Consider the following 14212-nt stretch of genomic DNA (forward strand, 5'->3'; position numbering starts at 1 on the left):
GCGCTCGCGGGCCGGGCTCGGGTCCGGCCATCTTCATGGATCGCCCGGCGCGACCTCACGCCGAGCAGGAGGCCCCACCCAGTACGCAGAACTTGGCGCAATGCGGATGGTTGAGCGCGACGGGGCGCGACGCCTCCGCCAGCGTCCCGCCAAGCTCGAAACCCTCGTCATAGGCGAGAAGCGTGCAGGCCAGCACCGCGGGCCGCGCGGCGCCCTTGCGGTGGACCAGCATCCGTGAGCCCGAACACATCACGTCCGAGGGCGACTTGCCGAGGATGCCCCAGCAGGCGGTCGTGATCTCGGGCACCTCGACCGACAGGTCCATCTCGGGGAAGATCACGGTCTGCGCGGGGTCCTGCGGGTCGGTCGCGAAACCCTCGGCCTCGAAGAGCGCGGCGAAGGCGGCGCGGGTCTCGGCCTCGGTCTCGTCGGTCAGCGAGCGGCCCGCGACATGCATCTCGATGCCCGCGTCGCGGATCCAGCGCATCCCCTCCAGCGTCACCGCATGGGTGCCCGGGCCGCGTTCGGCATCGTGGACCTCGGCCCGGGGATGGTCGAGCGAGATGCGCAGCGTCAGCAGGCCCGGGAAGTCGGCCTGCAGCGCCGCGAGCCCCGCCCGCATCCGGGGCCGCATCATCGGACGCATGGCGTTGGTCAGGATCAGCACGCGGTGCCCGGCCCCGAGGGCGAGGCGGGCCATCTCGATGATCTCGGGGTTCATGAAGGGCTCGCCGCCGGTGAAGCCCACCTCCTCGAGCGGGGCGCCGAGGCTGCGGGCCTCCGCGAGGTAATGGGCGAGGTCGCTGGCGCGGAAATAGACCAGCCGGTCATTGCCCGGCGAGCTCTCGATATAGCAGTTCGCACATTCGATGTTGCAGAGCGTGCCGGTGTTGACCCAGAGGGTGCGCAGCCCCTCCAGCGCGACGGAGGCCCGCACCTCGCCGTCGGCGGTGATCTGCGGGTCGATGAACTTGCCCTTGTTCGCGGGCATGGCCGGAATATCCTTCATGGTCCAAGCATGGACAGGAGCCCGTTGTCCTGCAATGCTTTCTGCAACGCCGCACAGCGTTGTGAAGGTCGGATTTCCGCGATAAGGTCCGGCCCTGTGAGCGCTAACATCGGCGCATGAAAAGTGGAGCCACAGGTCATGGTCTCGCGTGTCATCCCGGTCGATCCCTTCGATCTCGTGATTTTCGGCGGCACGGGCGATCTTGCCCGGCGCAAGATCCTGCCGGCCCTCTTCCGGCGATTCTGCGCCGGCCAGATGGAGGACAATTCCCGCATCATAGGCGCCGCGCGGGCCGATATGGACGATGCGGGCTACCGCGATTTCGTGCGCGAGGCGATCGCGGAGTTCAACACCGGCCCCGCCACCTGCGAGGCCGGGACGGTGGACGGGTTCCTCGAACGGGTGGGCTACGTCGCCGTCGACGCCATGGGTGAGGACGGCTGGGAGGAGCTGGGACGCCGGATGCGCGACCGCAATGTCGTGCAGGCGTTCTATTTCTCGGTCGGACCGAGCCTCTTCGGCGCGCTGGCCGAACGGCTGCATGCCCATGGCATGGCGGGCGAGGGCACGCGGATCGTGGTGGAAAAGCCCTTCGGGCGGGACGAGGCCTCGGCCCGGGCGCTGAACGCGACGCTGGCCGAACATTTCGACGAGAGCCAGATCTACCGGATCGACCATTACCTGGGCAAGGAGACCGTGCAGAACCTCATGGCGGTCCGCTTCGGCAACATGCTGTTCGAGCCGCTCTGGAATTCGCAATATGTCGACCACATCCAGATCACCGTGGCCGAAACGGTCGGTGTCGGCGGCCGGGGCGAATATTACGACAAGTCCGGCGCCATGCGGGACATGATGCAGAACCACCTGATGCAGCTGCTCTGCCTGATCGCCATGGAGCCGCCGGCGAAGTTCGATCCCGACGCGGTGCGCGACGAGAAGCTGAAGGTGATCCGCGCGCTCGACCCGGTGGAACCCCAGGACATCGTGCGCGGGCAGTACACCGGCGGCGACGGTCAGCCCGATTACCGCACGCAGGTCGAAAATCCCGATAGCCGGACCGAGAGCTTCGTGGCGCTGAAGGCGCGGATCTCTAACTGGAGATGGGCCGGCACGCCCTTCTACCTGCGCACCGGCAAGCGGCTGCGGGCCAAGGTCAGCGAGATCGCGGTGGTCTTCAAGGAAACGCCGCATTCCATCTTCACCGAGGATGCCGGGCGGCACCGCAACATCCTGACGATCCGGCTGCAGCCGAACGAGGGGATGGACCTGGGCGTCACCATCAAGGAGCCGGGACCGGGGGGCATGCGCCTTGTCGACGTGCCGCTCGACATGACCTTCGCGGACGCGCTCGGACCCGATGCCGAGGACGTGCCCGACGCCTACGAGCGGCTCATCATGGACGTGATCCGCGGCAACCAGACCTTGTTCATGCGCGGCGACGAGGTGGTCGCCGCCTGGGCCTGGACCGATCCGATCATCGCCGCCTGGGAAGAACGCGGCGAGGCGCCCAAGCCCTACGACAGCGGCTCGTCCGGGCCCGAGGACGCGCTGGCGCTGCTGCATCACGACGGGCGGCGCTGGAGGGACATCCGGGTATGATCCTCACCGAATATCCCGACCGCGACATGCTGGCGCTCGACCTCAGCGACCGGCTGGCGAGCGAACTGGGCAGCGCGCTCAGGCACAAGGAACGGGTCACCTTCGCGGTGCCGGGAGGCACCTCGCCCGGGCCGATCTTCGACGCGCTGACCGCGGTGCGGCTGGACTGGGACCGCGTGGACGTCGTGCTGACCGATGAACGCTGGGTGCCGGAAAGCGCCGAGCGTTCCAACACGCGGCTGGTGCGCGAGCGGCTGCTGCAGGGCCATGCCGCCGCGGCCACGCTGCTGCCGCTGGTGGCCGATACGCCGACACCGGAAGAGGCGCTCGAGGGATTGTCCGAGGGCCTGCTGCCGCATCTGCCGATCGACGTGCTGGTGCTGGGGATGGGGGCGGACATGCACACCGCCTCGCTCTTCCCGGGGGCGGACCGGCTGGAGGCGGCGCTCGCCGCCGATGCGCCCGCCCTGATGGCGATGCGCGCGCCCGGCGCGCCCGAGCCGCGCATCACCCTGACCGCGCCGGTCCTGCGCGGCGCGATCTCGATCCACGTCGTCATCACCGGCGCCGAGAAGCGCGCGGCGCTGGAACGGGCCGCCGGGATGACCCCCGCCGAGGCCCCTGTGGCCACGGTGCTTGACGAGGCGGTGGTGCATTGGGCCGAATAGGGCCCGGCGCCATAGGCAAGGAGTGACATCATGTGGGACGACCTGAAGCGCCGCGGCGCCGCGGCCGAGGGGCGCGAGATCCTTTCGCTGTTCGAGGAAGGCGACCGGGCGGCGTCCTTCTCGGCCACCTTCGGCGGCATGCTCTTCGACTATTCCAAGACCAACATCGACGACGGCACGATGGCGGCGCTCCTGCGGCTGGCCGAAGAGGCGGGCGTCGCGGACCGGCGCGCGGCGATGATGTCGGGCGAGAAGATCAACGAGACGGAGGGCCGCGCGGTCCTGCATACGGCCCTGCGCAACCTCGACGGCGGGCCGGTCCGGGTGGACGGTCGGGACGTGATGCCCGAGGTCCGCGCGACGCTGGACCGGATGGAGGACTTCGCCCGCGCGCTGCGCTCGGGCGGCTTCGCGGGGCAGGGCGGCCCGATCACCGACGTGGTCAACATCGGCATCGGAGGCTCGGACCTCGGGCCGGTGATGGCGGTGCAGGCGCTCGGGCCCTATTGCGACGGGCCGCGCTGCCATTTCGTGTCGAACGTGGACGGGGCGCATGTGCATGACGTGCTGGAGCGGCTCGATCCGACGACGACGCTGGTGATCGTCGCCTCGAAGACCTTCACCACGATCGAGACCATGACCAATGCCGAAACCGCCCGCGCCTGGATGGCGGATCGGGTCCGCGATCCCGGTGCCCAGTTCGCGGCGCTGTCGTCGAACCGCGACGCGACCGCGGCGTGGGGCATCGACGAGAGCCGCGTCTTCGGGTTCGAGGATTGGGTCGGCGGGCGCTATTCGGTCTGGGGGCCGATCGGGCTGTCGCTGATGCTGGCCGTGGGGCCCGAGGATTTCCGTGCCTTCCTGCGCGGCGGTCAGGCGATGGACAGGCATTTCCGGGAGGCGGCATTCGCCGGGAACCTGCCGGTGCTGCTGGCGCTCGTCGGCATCTGGCACAACCAGGTGCTGGGCTACCCGACCCGCGCGGTGCTGCCCTACGAACAGCGGCTTCTGCGGCTGCCGGCCTATCTTCAGCAGCTCGAGATGGAGAGCAACGGCAAGAGCGTCGCGATGGACGGCACGCCGCTCGAAACCCCTGCCGGGCCGGTGGTCTGGGGCGAGCCCGGGACCAACGGTCAGCACGCCTTCTACCAGCTGATCCACCAGGGCACGCAGGTCGTGCCCTGCGAATTCCTCGTGGGCGCCGAGGGCCACGAGCCCGCGCTGGCGCATCAGCACCGTCTTCTGGTGGCCAATTGCCTCGCCCAGTCCGAGGCGCTGCTGCGCGGCCGCCCGCTCGGGCAGGCGCGGGTCCTGATGGCGGAGAAGGGGCTCGAGGGCGACGAGCTTGAACGTCAGGCGCGGCACCGGGTCTTTCCGGGCAACCGCCCCAGCACGACGCTGGCCTATCCGAAACTCACGCCCGAGGTGCTGGGCATGATCGTCGCGCTCTATGAACACCGGGTCTTTGTCGAGGGCGTGATCCTCGGGATCAACTCCTACGATCAATGGGGCGTGGAACTGGGCAAGGAACTGGCGCTCGCCCTCGATCCGGTGCTGCAGGGACAAAAGGACACGGCGGGCAAGGACGGTTCCACCGCGGCGCTCGTCGCCTACATGCGGGATCACGGCCTGGGGTGATACCCCGCGACCGGCCGAGAAGGGTTTGTCTGACCGGTCGCGAGGAATGGCGGCTTCGAGACTTGGGATGCTGACGCCACCGAACGCAGTCACGTTTGCCCGCGCCGAGAGTTTCGCCGCGGTGCAAAATTTTCTTCGGATGCGACCGGTTTCCGCTCAGAAGCAGATCATCCGGCCCCAGGACGGGTAGCAGAAGGTGCGCCCCTTCTCCGTCGCCGCATCCTCGATCAGGCCGAGAAGCGCGTCCTGTCCGGCGGCAGCCGCGCGGGCGGCCTCGAGCAGGCTCTCCTTGTCGGTGAAGCTGTCCGCGGGGGCGACGCCGGTGTCGTCGAGCGAGGCGCGCAGCCGCAGCGCGGCCAGCATCAGCACGGGATCGTTCCGCGCGCGGCCGAGGGCGATCAGCTGTTCCGAGAGCACCGCCTGCTGCATCAGCCCGGGGCTCGGCGCGGGTTCGTCCTGCGCGGCAAGGGGCAGGGCGGTGACTGCCAGCAGGCAGCTCGTCGTCAGGAACGTCTTCACGGGCAGGATCCTCCGGGCATGGACGTGCCGCAACGTTAACCGGCCCGGCGGATCCGGCAAGAGCCTTTCGCCGGGCTCAGCCGCGGGGGATGTCGAAGCCCGGCGGGGCGAGGGTGAAGCCCTCGAAGCGGAACCCCGGCGAGACGGTGCAGCCGACAAGGCTCCAGCCGTCCGTGCTGCGGGCCGCCTGCCAATGCGCCTCGGGCACGATGACCTGCGGCGCCTCGCCCGCCGCCAGATCGGGGCCGAGGCGATGCTCCGTGGCGGGGCCCGCCTCGTTCGCCGCGAGCGACAGGATCAGCGGGGCGCCCGCGTAGTGGTGCCAGATCTCCGTGGCGTCGACCTTGTGCCAGTGGCTGCGCTCGCCGGCCTTCAGCAGGAAGTAGATGCAGGTCCCCGCGGGCCGGGTGCCGCGGGCCGCATCGGCAATCCACGTCTGGCGATAATGGCCGCCTTCCGGATGCGGCGCGAGGCCAAGGCGGGTGATGATCTCGTCGGCGGTCATGGAGCGTCCTTCAAGTGGCGGTGACGTCGGGCGGTGGTGCGCGGCGCATGTTCCGGGATCACGCAGCAGGGGCGCGGGCGCGATGGCGGGGTGATCGGCGGATGTATGCACATTTTGAAATGTCGTTGGATCGTCATGGAACCGAATGGTAGGTGAGCCGTTGAGCGGTCGTAAAACACGACGTGTAACAGGAGAGATACATGAAAACCCGTTTCGTCCTCGCGCTTGGCCTGTCCGGCAGCCTTCTGGCGGCCTGCGCCAACACGATGAACCCCCAAGCCAATACGGTGGCCGGCGTGGCTGGCGGGGCGGCGGCCGGGCTGATTGCAGCCGAGGCACTCGAGGCCAACGACAACTGGCGCCTGATCGCGGCGCTCGGCGGCGCTGCAGCCGGCACCATGGTGGCCCAGAACGCCCAGACGCAGCAATGCGCCTATTCGCGCGGCAACGGCACCTACTACACGGCGCCCTGCCCGTAAGACCTGCTGTCACGTCCAGAACGTGATGAAACCCCGCCGGTTCTCCGGCGGGGTTTTCGTTTGCGCCTGTGCCTTCTGAGTCCTGTGCCTTCTGAGTCAGGCGCTCCGGGCCGGCGCGGTCCGGAGCGCGCGCAGGATCACTTCAGGATCGAGCGGCCGGCGTATTCGGCGGTCTCGCCCAGCACTTCCTCGATCCGGATCAGCTGATTGTATTTCGCCATCCGGTCCGAGCGCGACAGCGAGCCGGTCTTGATCTGCCCGCAATTGGTGGCGACGGCGAGATCCGCGATCGTGGTGTCCTCGGTCTCGCCCGAGCGGTGGCTCATGACGTTGGTATAGCCGGCGCGATGCGCCATATCGACGGCCCGCAACGTCTCGGTCAGGGTGCCGATCTGGTTCACCTTCACCAGCATGGAGTTCGCGACGCCCTGCCTGATGCCGTCGGCCAGCCGCGCGGGGTTGGTCACGAAGAGGTCGTCGCCCACGAGCTGGACCTTGCCGCCCAGCGTGTCGGTGAGCAGCTTCCAGCCCTCCCAGTCGTCCTCGGCGCAGCCGTCCTCGATCGAGATGATCGGGTAGGAGGCGCAGAGCTTCGCCAGGAAGTCGACGTTCTCGGCCGCGGAGAGCTTCTTACCCTCGCCGGTCATGTCGTAGACGCCGTCCCTGAAGTATTCGGTCGAGGCGCAGTCGAGCGCGAGGTGGATGTCCTCGCCGGGCTTGTAGCCGGCCTTCTCGACGGCCTTCAGGATGAAATCGAGCGCGTCGGTGGTGGAGTTGAGGTTCGGCGCGAAGCCGCCCTCGTCACCGACGGCGGTGCTGTGACCGGCGGCGGCGAGTTCCTTCTTCAGCGTGTGGAACACCTCGGACCCCATCCGGATCGCGTCGGCGCAGGTCTCGGCCGAGACCGGCATGATCATGAATTCCTGGATGTCGATCGGGTTGTCCGCATGTTCGCCGCCGTTGATGATGTTCATCATCGGGACCGGCATGACGCGGGCCGAGGTGCCGCCGACGTAACGGTAGAGCGGCTGCATCGAGAAATCCGCCGCCGCCCGCGCCACGGCGAGCGAGACGCCGAGGATCGCGTTGGCGCCGAGGCGGGACTTGTTCTCGGTCCCGTCGAGCTCGATCATCGCGGTGTCGATGGCGACCTGCTCGGTCGCGTCGAAGCCGACGAGGGTCTCGGCGATCTCGCCGTTCACGCCCTCGATGGCGTCGAGCACGCCCTTGCCGAGGTAGCGGGAGGTGTCGCCGTCGCGCAGCTCCACCGCTTCGTATGCGCCGGTCGAGGCGCCCGAGGGCACGGCCGCGCGGCCCATGGTGCCGTCCTCGAGCAGGACGTCGACCTCGACCGTGGGATTGCCGCGGCTGTCGAGGATCTCGCGGGCGTGGATGTCGATGATGGTGCTCATGGAGGGCTTCCCTTCGCCGGAACCAGTTTCGGCTCGGCTTGTAAGGGGCGGCATGGCCGAGGAAAAGGGGCCATTCCGAGGTTTGCGCAAACAGCAGGGGGTTTTCGGGGGCTCTGCCCCCGTCGGGCCATGCGGCCCGACTCCCCCGGGATATTTCCGGCAAGAGGAAGCAGGGCGCGATCCCGGCCGCGGCGACAGGGCCTCGGTGCCGGGGCTGCGGCGCGCGGTTCCGCAAGCCCGCATCCGACAGGGGCCGCCCCTTACAATCCCCGCCCAAACGGACTAGCGCTGCGGGGCATCGGCGAAGGAGCGGACATGGCGGACAATCTCAAGGGCATCGTGCTGATGACGCTGGCGATGTTCGGGCTCGCGCTGTCGGACATGTTCGTCAAGCTCGCCTCGGGCGTGCTGCCGCCCGCGCAGATCATCCTGCTCGTGGGGGGCGGGACGACGCTGGTCTACGCGGCGGGCGCCCTGGCCTTCGGCATGCCGCTCTTCTCGCGCGTCTTCTTCCGGCCGGTGATCCTGCTGCGCACCTTCGCGGAGGCCGTCGCCGGCGTCTCGATGATGACGGCGATCGCGCTGGTGCCGCTCTCGACCGTGACGGCGATCATGCAGAGCAATCCCCTGCTGGTGACCATGGGCGCCGCGCTCTTTCTGTCCGAGAAGGTCGGGTGGCGGCGCTGGCTGGCGATTGCCGTCGGTCTTGTCGCGATGCTGATGATCGTGCGTCCGGGCGGGTCCGACTACGACGCCACCGTCCTGATCGCCGTGGTCGCGGCCTGCGCGCTCTCGGCGCGCGACCTCGCCACGCGTGCGGCACCCGCCTCGATCCCCTCGCTGGTGCTGGCCGCCTGGGGCTTCGCCGGCTCCGTCCTGGGCGGGGCGGTGCTGATGGCCTTCGGCCCGGGGGCCGCGCCGGTCGAGGGGGTGACGCTCGTCTACCTGATCGCCGCCGTGGCGGTGACGGCGCTCGGCTATTACGCGCTGACCGCCTCGGTCCGGGTCGGGCAGCTCTCGACCGTGGCGCCCTTCCGCTACACCCGGCTCGTCTTCGCCATGGCGATCGCGGTGACGGTCTTCGCCGAGCGGCCCGACGGCTGGACGATCGCGGGTTCGCTCCTGATCGTGGCGAGCGGCGTCTACACCTTCCTGCGCGAACGCCGGATCGCCCGCGCGATGGCCACACCGGAAGGCGCGGGCCCGGTCTGAGCGCTTCGCGCTTTACCGGGGCCGCGCGTTCTGGAAGGCTGGGCGCAGATGCGGGCCCGGGAGGCGGCCATGTCCCGGACCATCACCCTGCCGAAGACCGAGACCAGTCCCCGGACCGAGCGTCCGAGGCTCTGGAAGGTCATCCTGCTGAACGACGATTTCACGCCGCGCGCCTTCGTGGTGAAGGTTCTGCAGGGCGTCTTCCGGATGACGGAGGCCGAGGCGGAGGGCGTCATGCTGACCGCGCACCGCCGCGGCGCCTGCGTCGTCGCGGTCTTCACCAAAGAGGTGGCCGAGACGAAATGCGCGCAGGGCAATGACGCGGGGCGCCGCGCGGGCTATCCGCTGGCCTTCACCACCGAGCGGGAGGAATGAGCCCCGGGCTGCCACCGCAACGGGCAGAGGGCGCGCGCGGCAACGGGGAGGGGCGGCGTGGCATTGCCGCCTCTTGCCTCCGCCCCGCCGCCTCTCTAAACGCTCGCACATGAGCGACATGAACCACGACCGCCTTCTCATCATCGACTTCGGCAGCCAGGTGACGCAGCTGATCGCGCGCCGCCTGCGCGAACTGAACGTCTATTGCGAGATCCATCCCTACCAGAAGGTCACCGACGACTTCCTGCGGGACTTCGCGCCGAAGGCCATCATCTTCTCGGGCGGCCCCGACAGCGTGACGCGCGAGGGCTCGCCGCGCCCGCCCGGGGCCGTCTACGAGCTCGGGGTGCCGATCCTCGGCATCTGCTACGGCCAGCAGGTGATGATGCAGGACCTCGGCGGCAAGGTGGAGGCGGGCGAGAGCCACACCGCGGAATTCGGCCGCGCCTGGGTCACGCCCTCGGAGGAGCGCACCGACCTGCTGACCGGCTGGTTCCTCGACGGGACGGGCCGCGAACAGGCCTGGATGAGCCACGGCGACCACGTCTCGGAACTGGCGCCCGGCTTCGCCGTCTACGGCACCTCTCCGGGCGCGCCCTTCGCGGTGACCGCCGATCTGGAGCGCCGGTTCTATGCCGTGCAGTTCCACCCCGAGGTGCACCACACCCCGAACGGCAAGACGCTCTACGAGAATTTCGTGAAGCTCGCGGGCTTCACCGGCGACTGGACCATGGCCGCCTACCGCGAGGAGATGATCGAGAAGATCCGCGCGCAGGTCGGCGACGCCAAGGTCATCTGCGGCCTGTCGGGCGGTGTCGACAGCTCGGTCGCCGCGGCGCTGATCCACGAGGCGATCGGCGAGAACCTGACCTGCGTCTTCGTCGACCACGGGCTGCTGCGGCTCAACGAGGCCGAGGAGGTGGTCACGATGTTCCGCGACCACATGAACCTCAGGGTGATCCACGCGCAGGAGCAGGAGCTCTTCCTCGGCGCGCTGGAGGGGGTCTCGGACCCCGAGACCAAGCGCAAGATCATCGGTAAGCTCTTCATCGACGTGTTCCAGAAATACGCCGACGAGATCGAGGGCGCGCGCTTCCTGGCCCAGGGCACGCTCTATCCCGACGTGATCGAGAGCGTCAGCTTCTCGGGCGGTCCTTCGGTCACGATCAAGTCGCACCACAACGTGGGCGGCCTGCCCGAGAAGATGGGCCTGAAGCTGGTCGAGCCGCTGCGCGAGCTCTTCAAGGACGAGGTCCGCGCGCTCGGCACCGAGCTGGGGCTGCCCGCGTCCTTCATCGGCCGCCATCCGTTCCCGGGGCCGGGCCTCGCGATCCGCTGCCCGGGCGAGATCACGCGCGAGAAGCTCGAGATCCTGCGCAAGGCGGATGCGGTCTATATCGACCAGATCCGCAAGCACGGGCTCTACGACGAGATCTGGCAGGCCTTCGCCGCCATCCTGCCGGTCCGCACGGTGGGCGTCATGGGCGACGGCCGGACCTATGATTTCGCCTGTGCGCTCCGCGCGGTGACGAGCGTCGACGGCATGACGGCGGATTACTATCCGTTCAGCCACGATTTCCTCGGCGAGACCGCGACCCGGATCATCAACGAGGTGAAGGGCATCAACCGCGTGACCTACGACATCACGTCGAAGCCCCCGGGAACCATCGAGTGGGAGTGAGCCGCGCGCCGCGGCGCTGACCGCCGCCGGGCCGTGCGCGTCCCGGCCTCCCAAACCGCTTGCCTCACCCCGCCCGGCTCTGCCAAAAGAAAGCCCCGGACCCGGATTGGAGCCCATGCACAAGCGCGAGACCATCCTCACCCGCTGCGAGCAGCAGGGCCTCCGCCTGACCGAGCAGCGGCGCGTGATCGCGGGGGTGCTGGACGGGGCACGGGACCATCCGGACGTGGAAGAGCTGCATGCGCGGGCCAATGCCGCGGACCCGCGCATCTCGCTCGCGACGGTCTACCGGACGGTGAAGCTGTTCGAAGAGGCGGGGATCCTCGAGAAGGTCGATTTCGGCGACGGACGGGCGCGCTACGAGGATGCGGAGCGCGACCATCACGACCACCTGATCGACCTCGAGACCGGCAAGGTCATCGAATTCGTCGACCCCGAGATCGAGCAGCTGCAGGAAAGGATCGCCCGCAAGCTCGGCTACGACCTCAAGGGCCACAAGCTCGAACTCTACGGGGTGCGCCGGAAGGACTGACCTTCCGGCACGGCGCCCTGGGTCAGGCCGCCTGCGAGGCCTCGAACCCCAGATCCCGGAGCGCGGCCGCCGCGATCTCGAACGACCGGCGCCGCTTGGCCGGGTCGTGGATGTGGCCTGCGAGGATCACCTCGTCGGGCCCGTGCCGGTCGATCAGGCCGGAGAGCTGTGCCTGCACCTCGGCCTTGTCGCCGACCGCCCGGATGCGCCCGCCGATATCGGTCATGCGGATCATCGACGCGTCGGCGTGATCCTCGATTCGCTCCACCGGCCGCGGCAGCTTGCCCGGCCGCCCGGAGCGCAGGTTGATCATGGCGAGCTGGGCGGAGGTGCGGATGAAATGCGCCTCGTCCGAGGTGTCGGCGCCGAAGACATTGATGGCCATCATGAAATGCGGGCGTTCGAGGAACTCGGACGGACGGAAGGTCTGGCGATAGATGTCGGCGGCCTCTTCCAGCGCGTCGGGGGCGAAATGCGAGGCGAAGGCGTAGGGCAGCCCGAGATGCGCGGCAAGCTGGGCGCCGTAGAGCGAGGAGCCGAGGATCCAGAGCGGCACATGGGTGCCTTCGCCGGGGATCGCGTGCAGCCGCTGGCCGGGCTCGGGATCGCCGAAATAGGCCAGGAGCTCGATCACGTCCTGCGGGAAGGTGTCGGGCGCCTGCAGGTTGCGGCGCAGTGCGCGGGCGGTCTCCATGTCGGTGCCGGGCGCGCGGCCGAGCCCGAGGTCGATCCGGCCGGGGAACATGGTGGCGAGCGTGCCGAACTGTTCGGCGATCACCAGCGGCGAGTGGTTGGGCAGCATGATCCCGCCCGAGCCCACGCGGATCCGCTGCGTCTGCTGCGCCACGTGGCCGATCAGGACCGAGGTCGCGGCCGAGGCGATGCCCGGCATGTTGTGATGTTCGGCCAGCCAGAAGCGGCGGTAGCCCTCGGCCTCGGCGGTCTGGGCGAGGGCGACGGTGGCGGCGATCGCCTCGGCCGCGTCATGGCCTTCGGAGACGGGCGAGAGATCGAGCAGCGAATAGCGCATGGGGTGGTCCTTTCGAACGTGTCGGACAGCAGTGAATGGCCTTTGCCCGCCGGGGGCAAGTGCGGAACGGAGAGGCTGGCGGCGGCCTCTGTGCGCCAGGCTCAGCGAAGCTCTCCCTTCGCGGCCCAGCCGGCCTCGAGCTTGTCGATGGCGGCGATGCGGGCGTCGGTCTTCGGATGGCTCATCAGCCAGGCGGGCGTCGCCCCGCCGCCGCCGGTGAGCGCGGCGAGCTTGCGGAAGAGCGATTTCTGCGGCCCGGTGCCGATGCCGGACTTGGTGAGCAGGGCGGCGGCATAGGCATCGGCCTCGTATTCGTCCGAGCGCGAGAGCCGGGCGGCCAGCAGCGAGGTCAGCGCGCCCGCGATCAGGATGCCGATCCCGGGGATCAGCCGCGCCAGCACCAGCCCGAGCGCGGTCCGAAGCGCGTTCTGGCCGGAGAAGTCGATCATCCGCCGCCGCGAATGGCCAAGCGCCACGTGGCCCAGTTCGTGGGCGATGACCGATCCCATCTCCTCGGCCGTGACCTCGCCCTTGCGGAACCGGTCGTAGAAGCCGCGGGTGATGAAGATGCGCCCGTCCGGCGCGGCCAGGCCGTTGACCGGCGCGATCTCGTAGATGTGGACGCGGATCCGGGGCAGGTCGAGCGCCTTGGCGAGCCGCGTGGTGATCTCGAGCAGCTTCGGGTCCGCCAGTTCGGAGGATTTGGCGTCCAGTTCCTTGCGGGTGCGCCAGACCGAGAAGTGGTAGGCGACGAGCCCGTAGAGGATGGCCAGCAGGATCGGGGCGAAGCGGAGCATTGTCTCGATATGGGGTCGCGGCAGCGGCCGGGCAAGCGGGGTCTAGGTCTCGGGGTGGTCCCGCTTCGCGACCCGGCGGATCGCCCAGAGGATCAGCACCAGCGCGCCTGCGGACAGGAGCAATCCGGTCGCCTCGTGCACCACCATGGCGGCGAAGAGGATCGGGTCCGCGAAGGTGTAGCCCGCGGCGAGGTTCACGAGCACCCAGATCACCTCACCGACCGAGGCCCAGGCGGTGAAACGGGCCCAGTTGTACCCGGCGGCACCGGCGGCAAAATTCACATATGGGCCGAGCGGAGAGACCGGCCAGCGGCTGAACAGCACCCCCGGGCCGCCGCGGCGGGCGATCCAGCCCTCGGCCCTGAGTCGCCCCGCGCGCCGTTTCGGCTTCGCGTCCATCCAGCGGATCAGCGGACCGCGCCCCGCGCGACCGATGGCATAGGCGATCTGGTCGCCCGCGATGGCCCCGAGGATCCCCGCGAGCGCGAGCTGCCACAACGGCAATCCGCTGGCCGCCGATATGGCCCCCGCCGAGATCAGGATCACCGAGGCGGGCACCGGCAGCGCCACGCAGGAGGCGAGGCAGACCGCGAAGATGACGACCGGCCCGTGCGCGGCGAGGGCCTGGATCAGCCAGTCCTCTCCCGCGATGTCGATCATCGTCGGGTCGGGCAGGTCCGGCGGCGGGGCGGGGATGATGCTCATGCGGGAAACCTTGCCCGTTCAGCGGCTTGCGTAAAGGTCCGGACGTGGTGC

15 protein-coding genes are annotated in these 14212 nt (G+C 69.2%); 8 read left to right on the forward strand and 7 right to left on the reverse strand.

Going from position 1 to position 14212, the window contains the following annotated elements; translation table 11 throughout:
- Window positions 1–55: 55 nt before the first annotated feature.
- Complete coding sequence (locus Q344_RS0104600; RefSeq protein ID WP_028285643.1) at window positions 56–1009, reverse strand: radical SAM protein; 954 nt, start codon at window positions 1007–1009, stop codon at window positions 56–58.
- 138 nt (window positions 1010–1147) lie between these two features.
- Between Q344_RS0104600 and zwf the strand changes: the two genes are divergently transcribed.
- From zwf to pgi, 3 genes are read left to right on the forward strand one after another with little or no spacing between them, the layout of a single operon-like run.
- A complete protein-coding gene (zwf, locus tag Q344_RS0104605) occupies window positions 1148–2608 on the forward strand; it encodes a glucose-6-phosphate dehydrogenase (RefSeq protein ID WP_028285644.1) in 1461 nt (486 codons plus the stop codon).
- On the forward strand, window positions 2605–3276 hold the full coding sequence (gene pgl / locus Q344_RS0104610; RefSeq protein WP_028285645.1) for a 6-phosphogluconolactonase: 672 nt from the start codon (window positions 2605–2607) through the stop codon (window positions 3274–3276). Before zwf ends, pgl begins: the two co-directional genes overlap by 4 nt.
- Window positions 3277–3306: 30 nt before the next feature.
- On the forward strand, window positions 3307–4914 hold the full coding sequence (gene pgi / locus Q344_RS0104615; RefSeq protein ID WP_028285646.1) for a glucose-6-phosphate isomerase: 1608 nt from the start codon (window positions 3307–3309) through the stop codon (window positions 4912–4914).
- 156 nt (window positions 4915–5070) lie between these two features.
- Here pgi and Q344_RS0104620 read toward each other — a convergent pair whose 3' ends face one another.
- On the reverse strand, window positions 5071–5433 hold the full coding sequence (locus Q344_RS0104620; protein WP_028285647.1) for a hypothetical protein: 363 nt from the start codon (window positions 5431–5433) through the stop codon (window positions 5071–5073).
- A gap of 76 nt (window positions 5434–5509) precedes the next feature.
- A complete protein-coding gene (locus Q344_RS0104625; RefSeq protein WP_028285648.1) occupies window positions 5510–5938 on the reverse strand; it encodes a cupin domain-containing protein in 429 nt (142 codons plus the stop codon).
- 200 nt (window positions 5939–6138) lie between these two features.
- Between Q344_RS0104625 and Q344_RS0104630 the strand changes: the two genes are divergently transcribed.
- Window positions 6139–6417: a glycine zipper 2TM domain-containing protein gene (locus tag Q344_RS0104630; protein ID WP_028285649.1), complete on the forward strand. Its 279-nt coding sequence runs from the start codon at window positions 6139–6141 to the stop codon at window positions 6415–6417.
- Between the two features lie 137 nt (window positions 6418–6554).
- Here Q344_RS0104630 and eno read toward each other — a convergent pair whose 3' ends face one another.
- Window positions 6555–7829, reverse strand: a complete 1275-nt coding sequence (gene eno / locus Q344_RS0104635) for a phosphopyruvate hydratase (protein WP_028285650.1) — start codon at window positions 7827–7829, stop codon at window positions 6555–6557.
- 315 nt (window positions 7830–8144) lie between these two features.
- On the opposite strand from eno, the gene Q344_RS0104640 reads away from it, so the two are divergent.
- From Q344_RS0104640 to Q344_RS0104655, 4 genes are all read left to right on the forward strand, one after another.
- Window positions 8145–9041, forward strand: coding sequence for a DMT family transporter (locus Q344_RS0104640; protein WP_036538324.1), 897 nt, complete (start codon window positions 8145–8147; stop codon window positions 9039–9041).
- Window positions 9042–9110: 69 nt separating this feature from the next.
- Complete coding sequence (clpS, locus tag Q344_RS0104645; protein ID WP_028285652.1) at window positions 9111–9416, forward strand: ATP-dependent Clp protease adapter ClpS; 306 nt, start codon at window positions 9111–9113, stop codon at window positions 9414–9416.
- A 109-nt stretch (window positions 9417–9525) separates the two neighbouring features.
- Window positions 9526–11097: a glutamine-hydrolyzing GMP synthase gene (gene guaA, locus Q344_RS0104650; protein ID WP_028285653.1), complete on the forward strand. Its 1572-nt coding sequence runs from the start codon at window positions 9526–9528 to the stop codon at window positions 11095–11097.
- Window positions 11098–11212: 115 nt separating this feature from the next.
- A complete protein-coding gene (locus tag Q344_RS0104655) occupies window positions 11213–11629 on the forward strand; it encodes a Fur family transcriptional regulator (RefSeq protein ID WP_028285654.1) in 417 nt (138 codons plus the stop codon).
- A 22-nt stretch (window positions 11630–11651) separates the two neighbouring features.
- Here the strand turns inward: Q344_RS0104655 and Q344_RS0104660 are convergent, their stop codons facing one another.
- The 3 genes from Q344_RS0104660 to Q344_RS0104670 form a co-directional block, all read right to left on the reverse strand.
- Window positions 11652–12659, reverse strand: coding sequence for an LLM class flavin-dependent oxidoreductase (locus Q344_RS0104660; RefSeq protein ID WP_028285655.1), 1008 nt, complete (start codon window positions 12657–12659; stop codon window positions 11652–11654).
- A 101-nt stretch (window positions 12660–12760) separates the two neighbouring features.
- Window positions 12761–13456: a M48 family metalloprotease gene (locus tag Q344_RS0104665; protein ID WP_028285656.1), complete on the reverse strand. Its 696-nt coding sequence runs from the start codon at window positions 13454–13456 to the stop codon at window positions 12761–12763.
- 42 nt (window positions 13457–13498) lie between these two features.
- Complete coding sequence (locus Q344_RS0104670) at window positions 13499–14161, reverse strand: DedA family protein (protein ID WP_028285657.1); 663 nt, start codon at window positions 14159–14161, stop codon at window positions 13499–13501.
- Between the last annotated feature and the right edge of the window lie 51 nt (window positions 14162–14212).

This window comes from Pseudooceanicola nanhaiensis DSM 18065 (genome assembly GCF_000688295.1).
In the GTDB taxonomy this organism is placed as follows: Bacteria; Pseudomonadota; Alphaproteobacteria; order Rhodobacterales; family Rhodobacteraceae; genus Pseudooceanicola; species Pseudooceanicola nanhaiensis.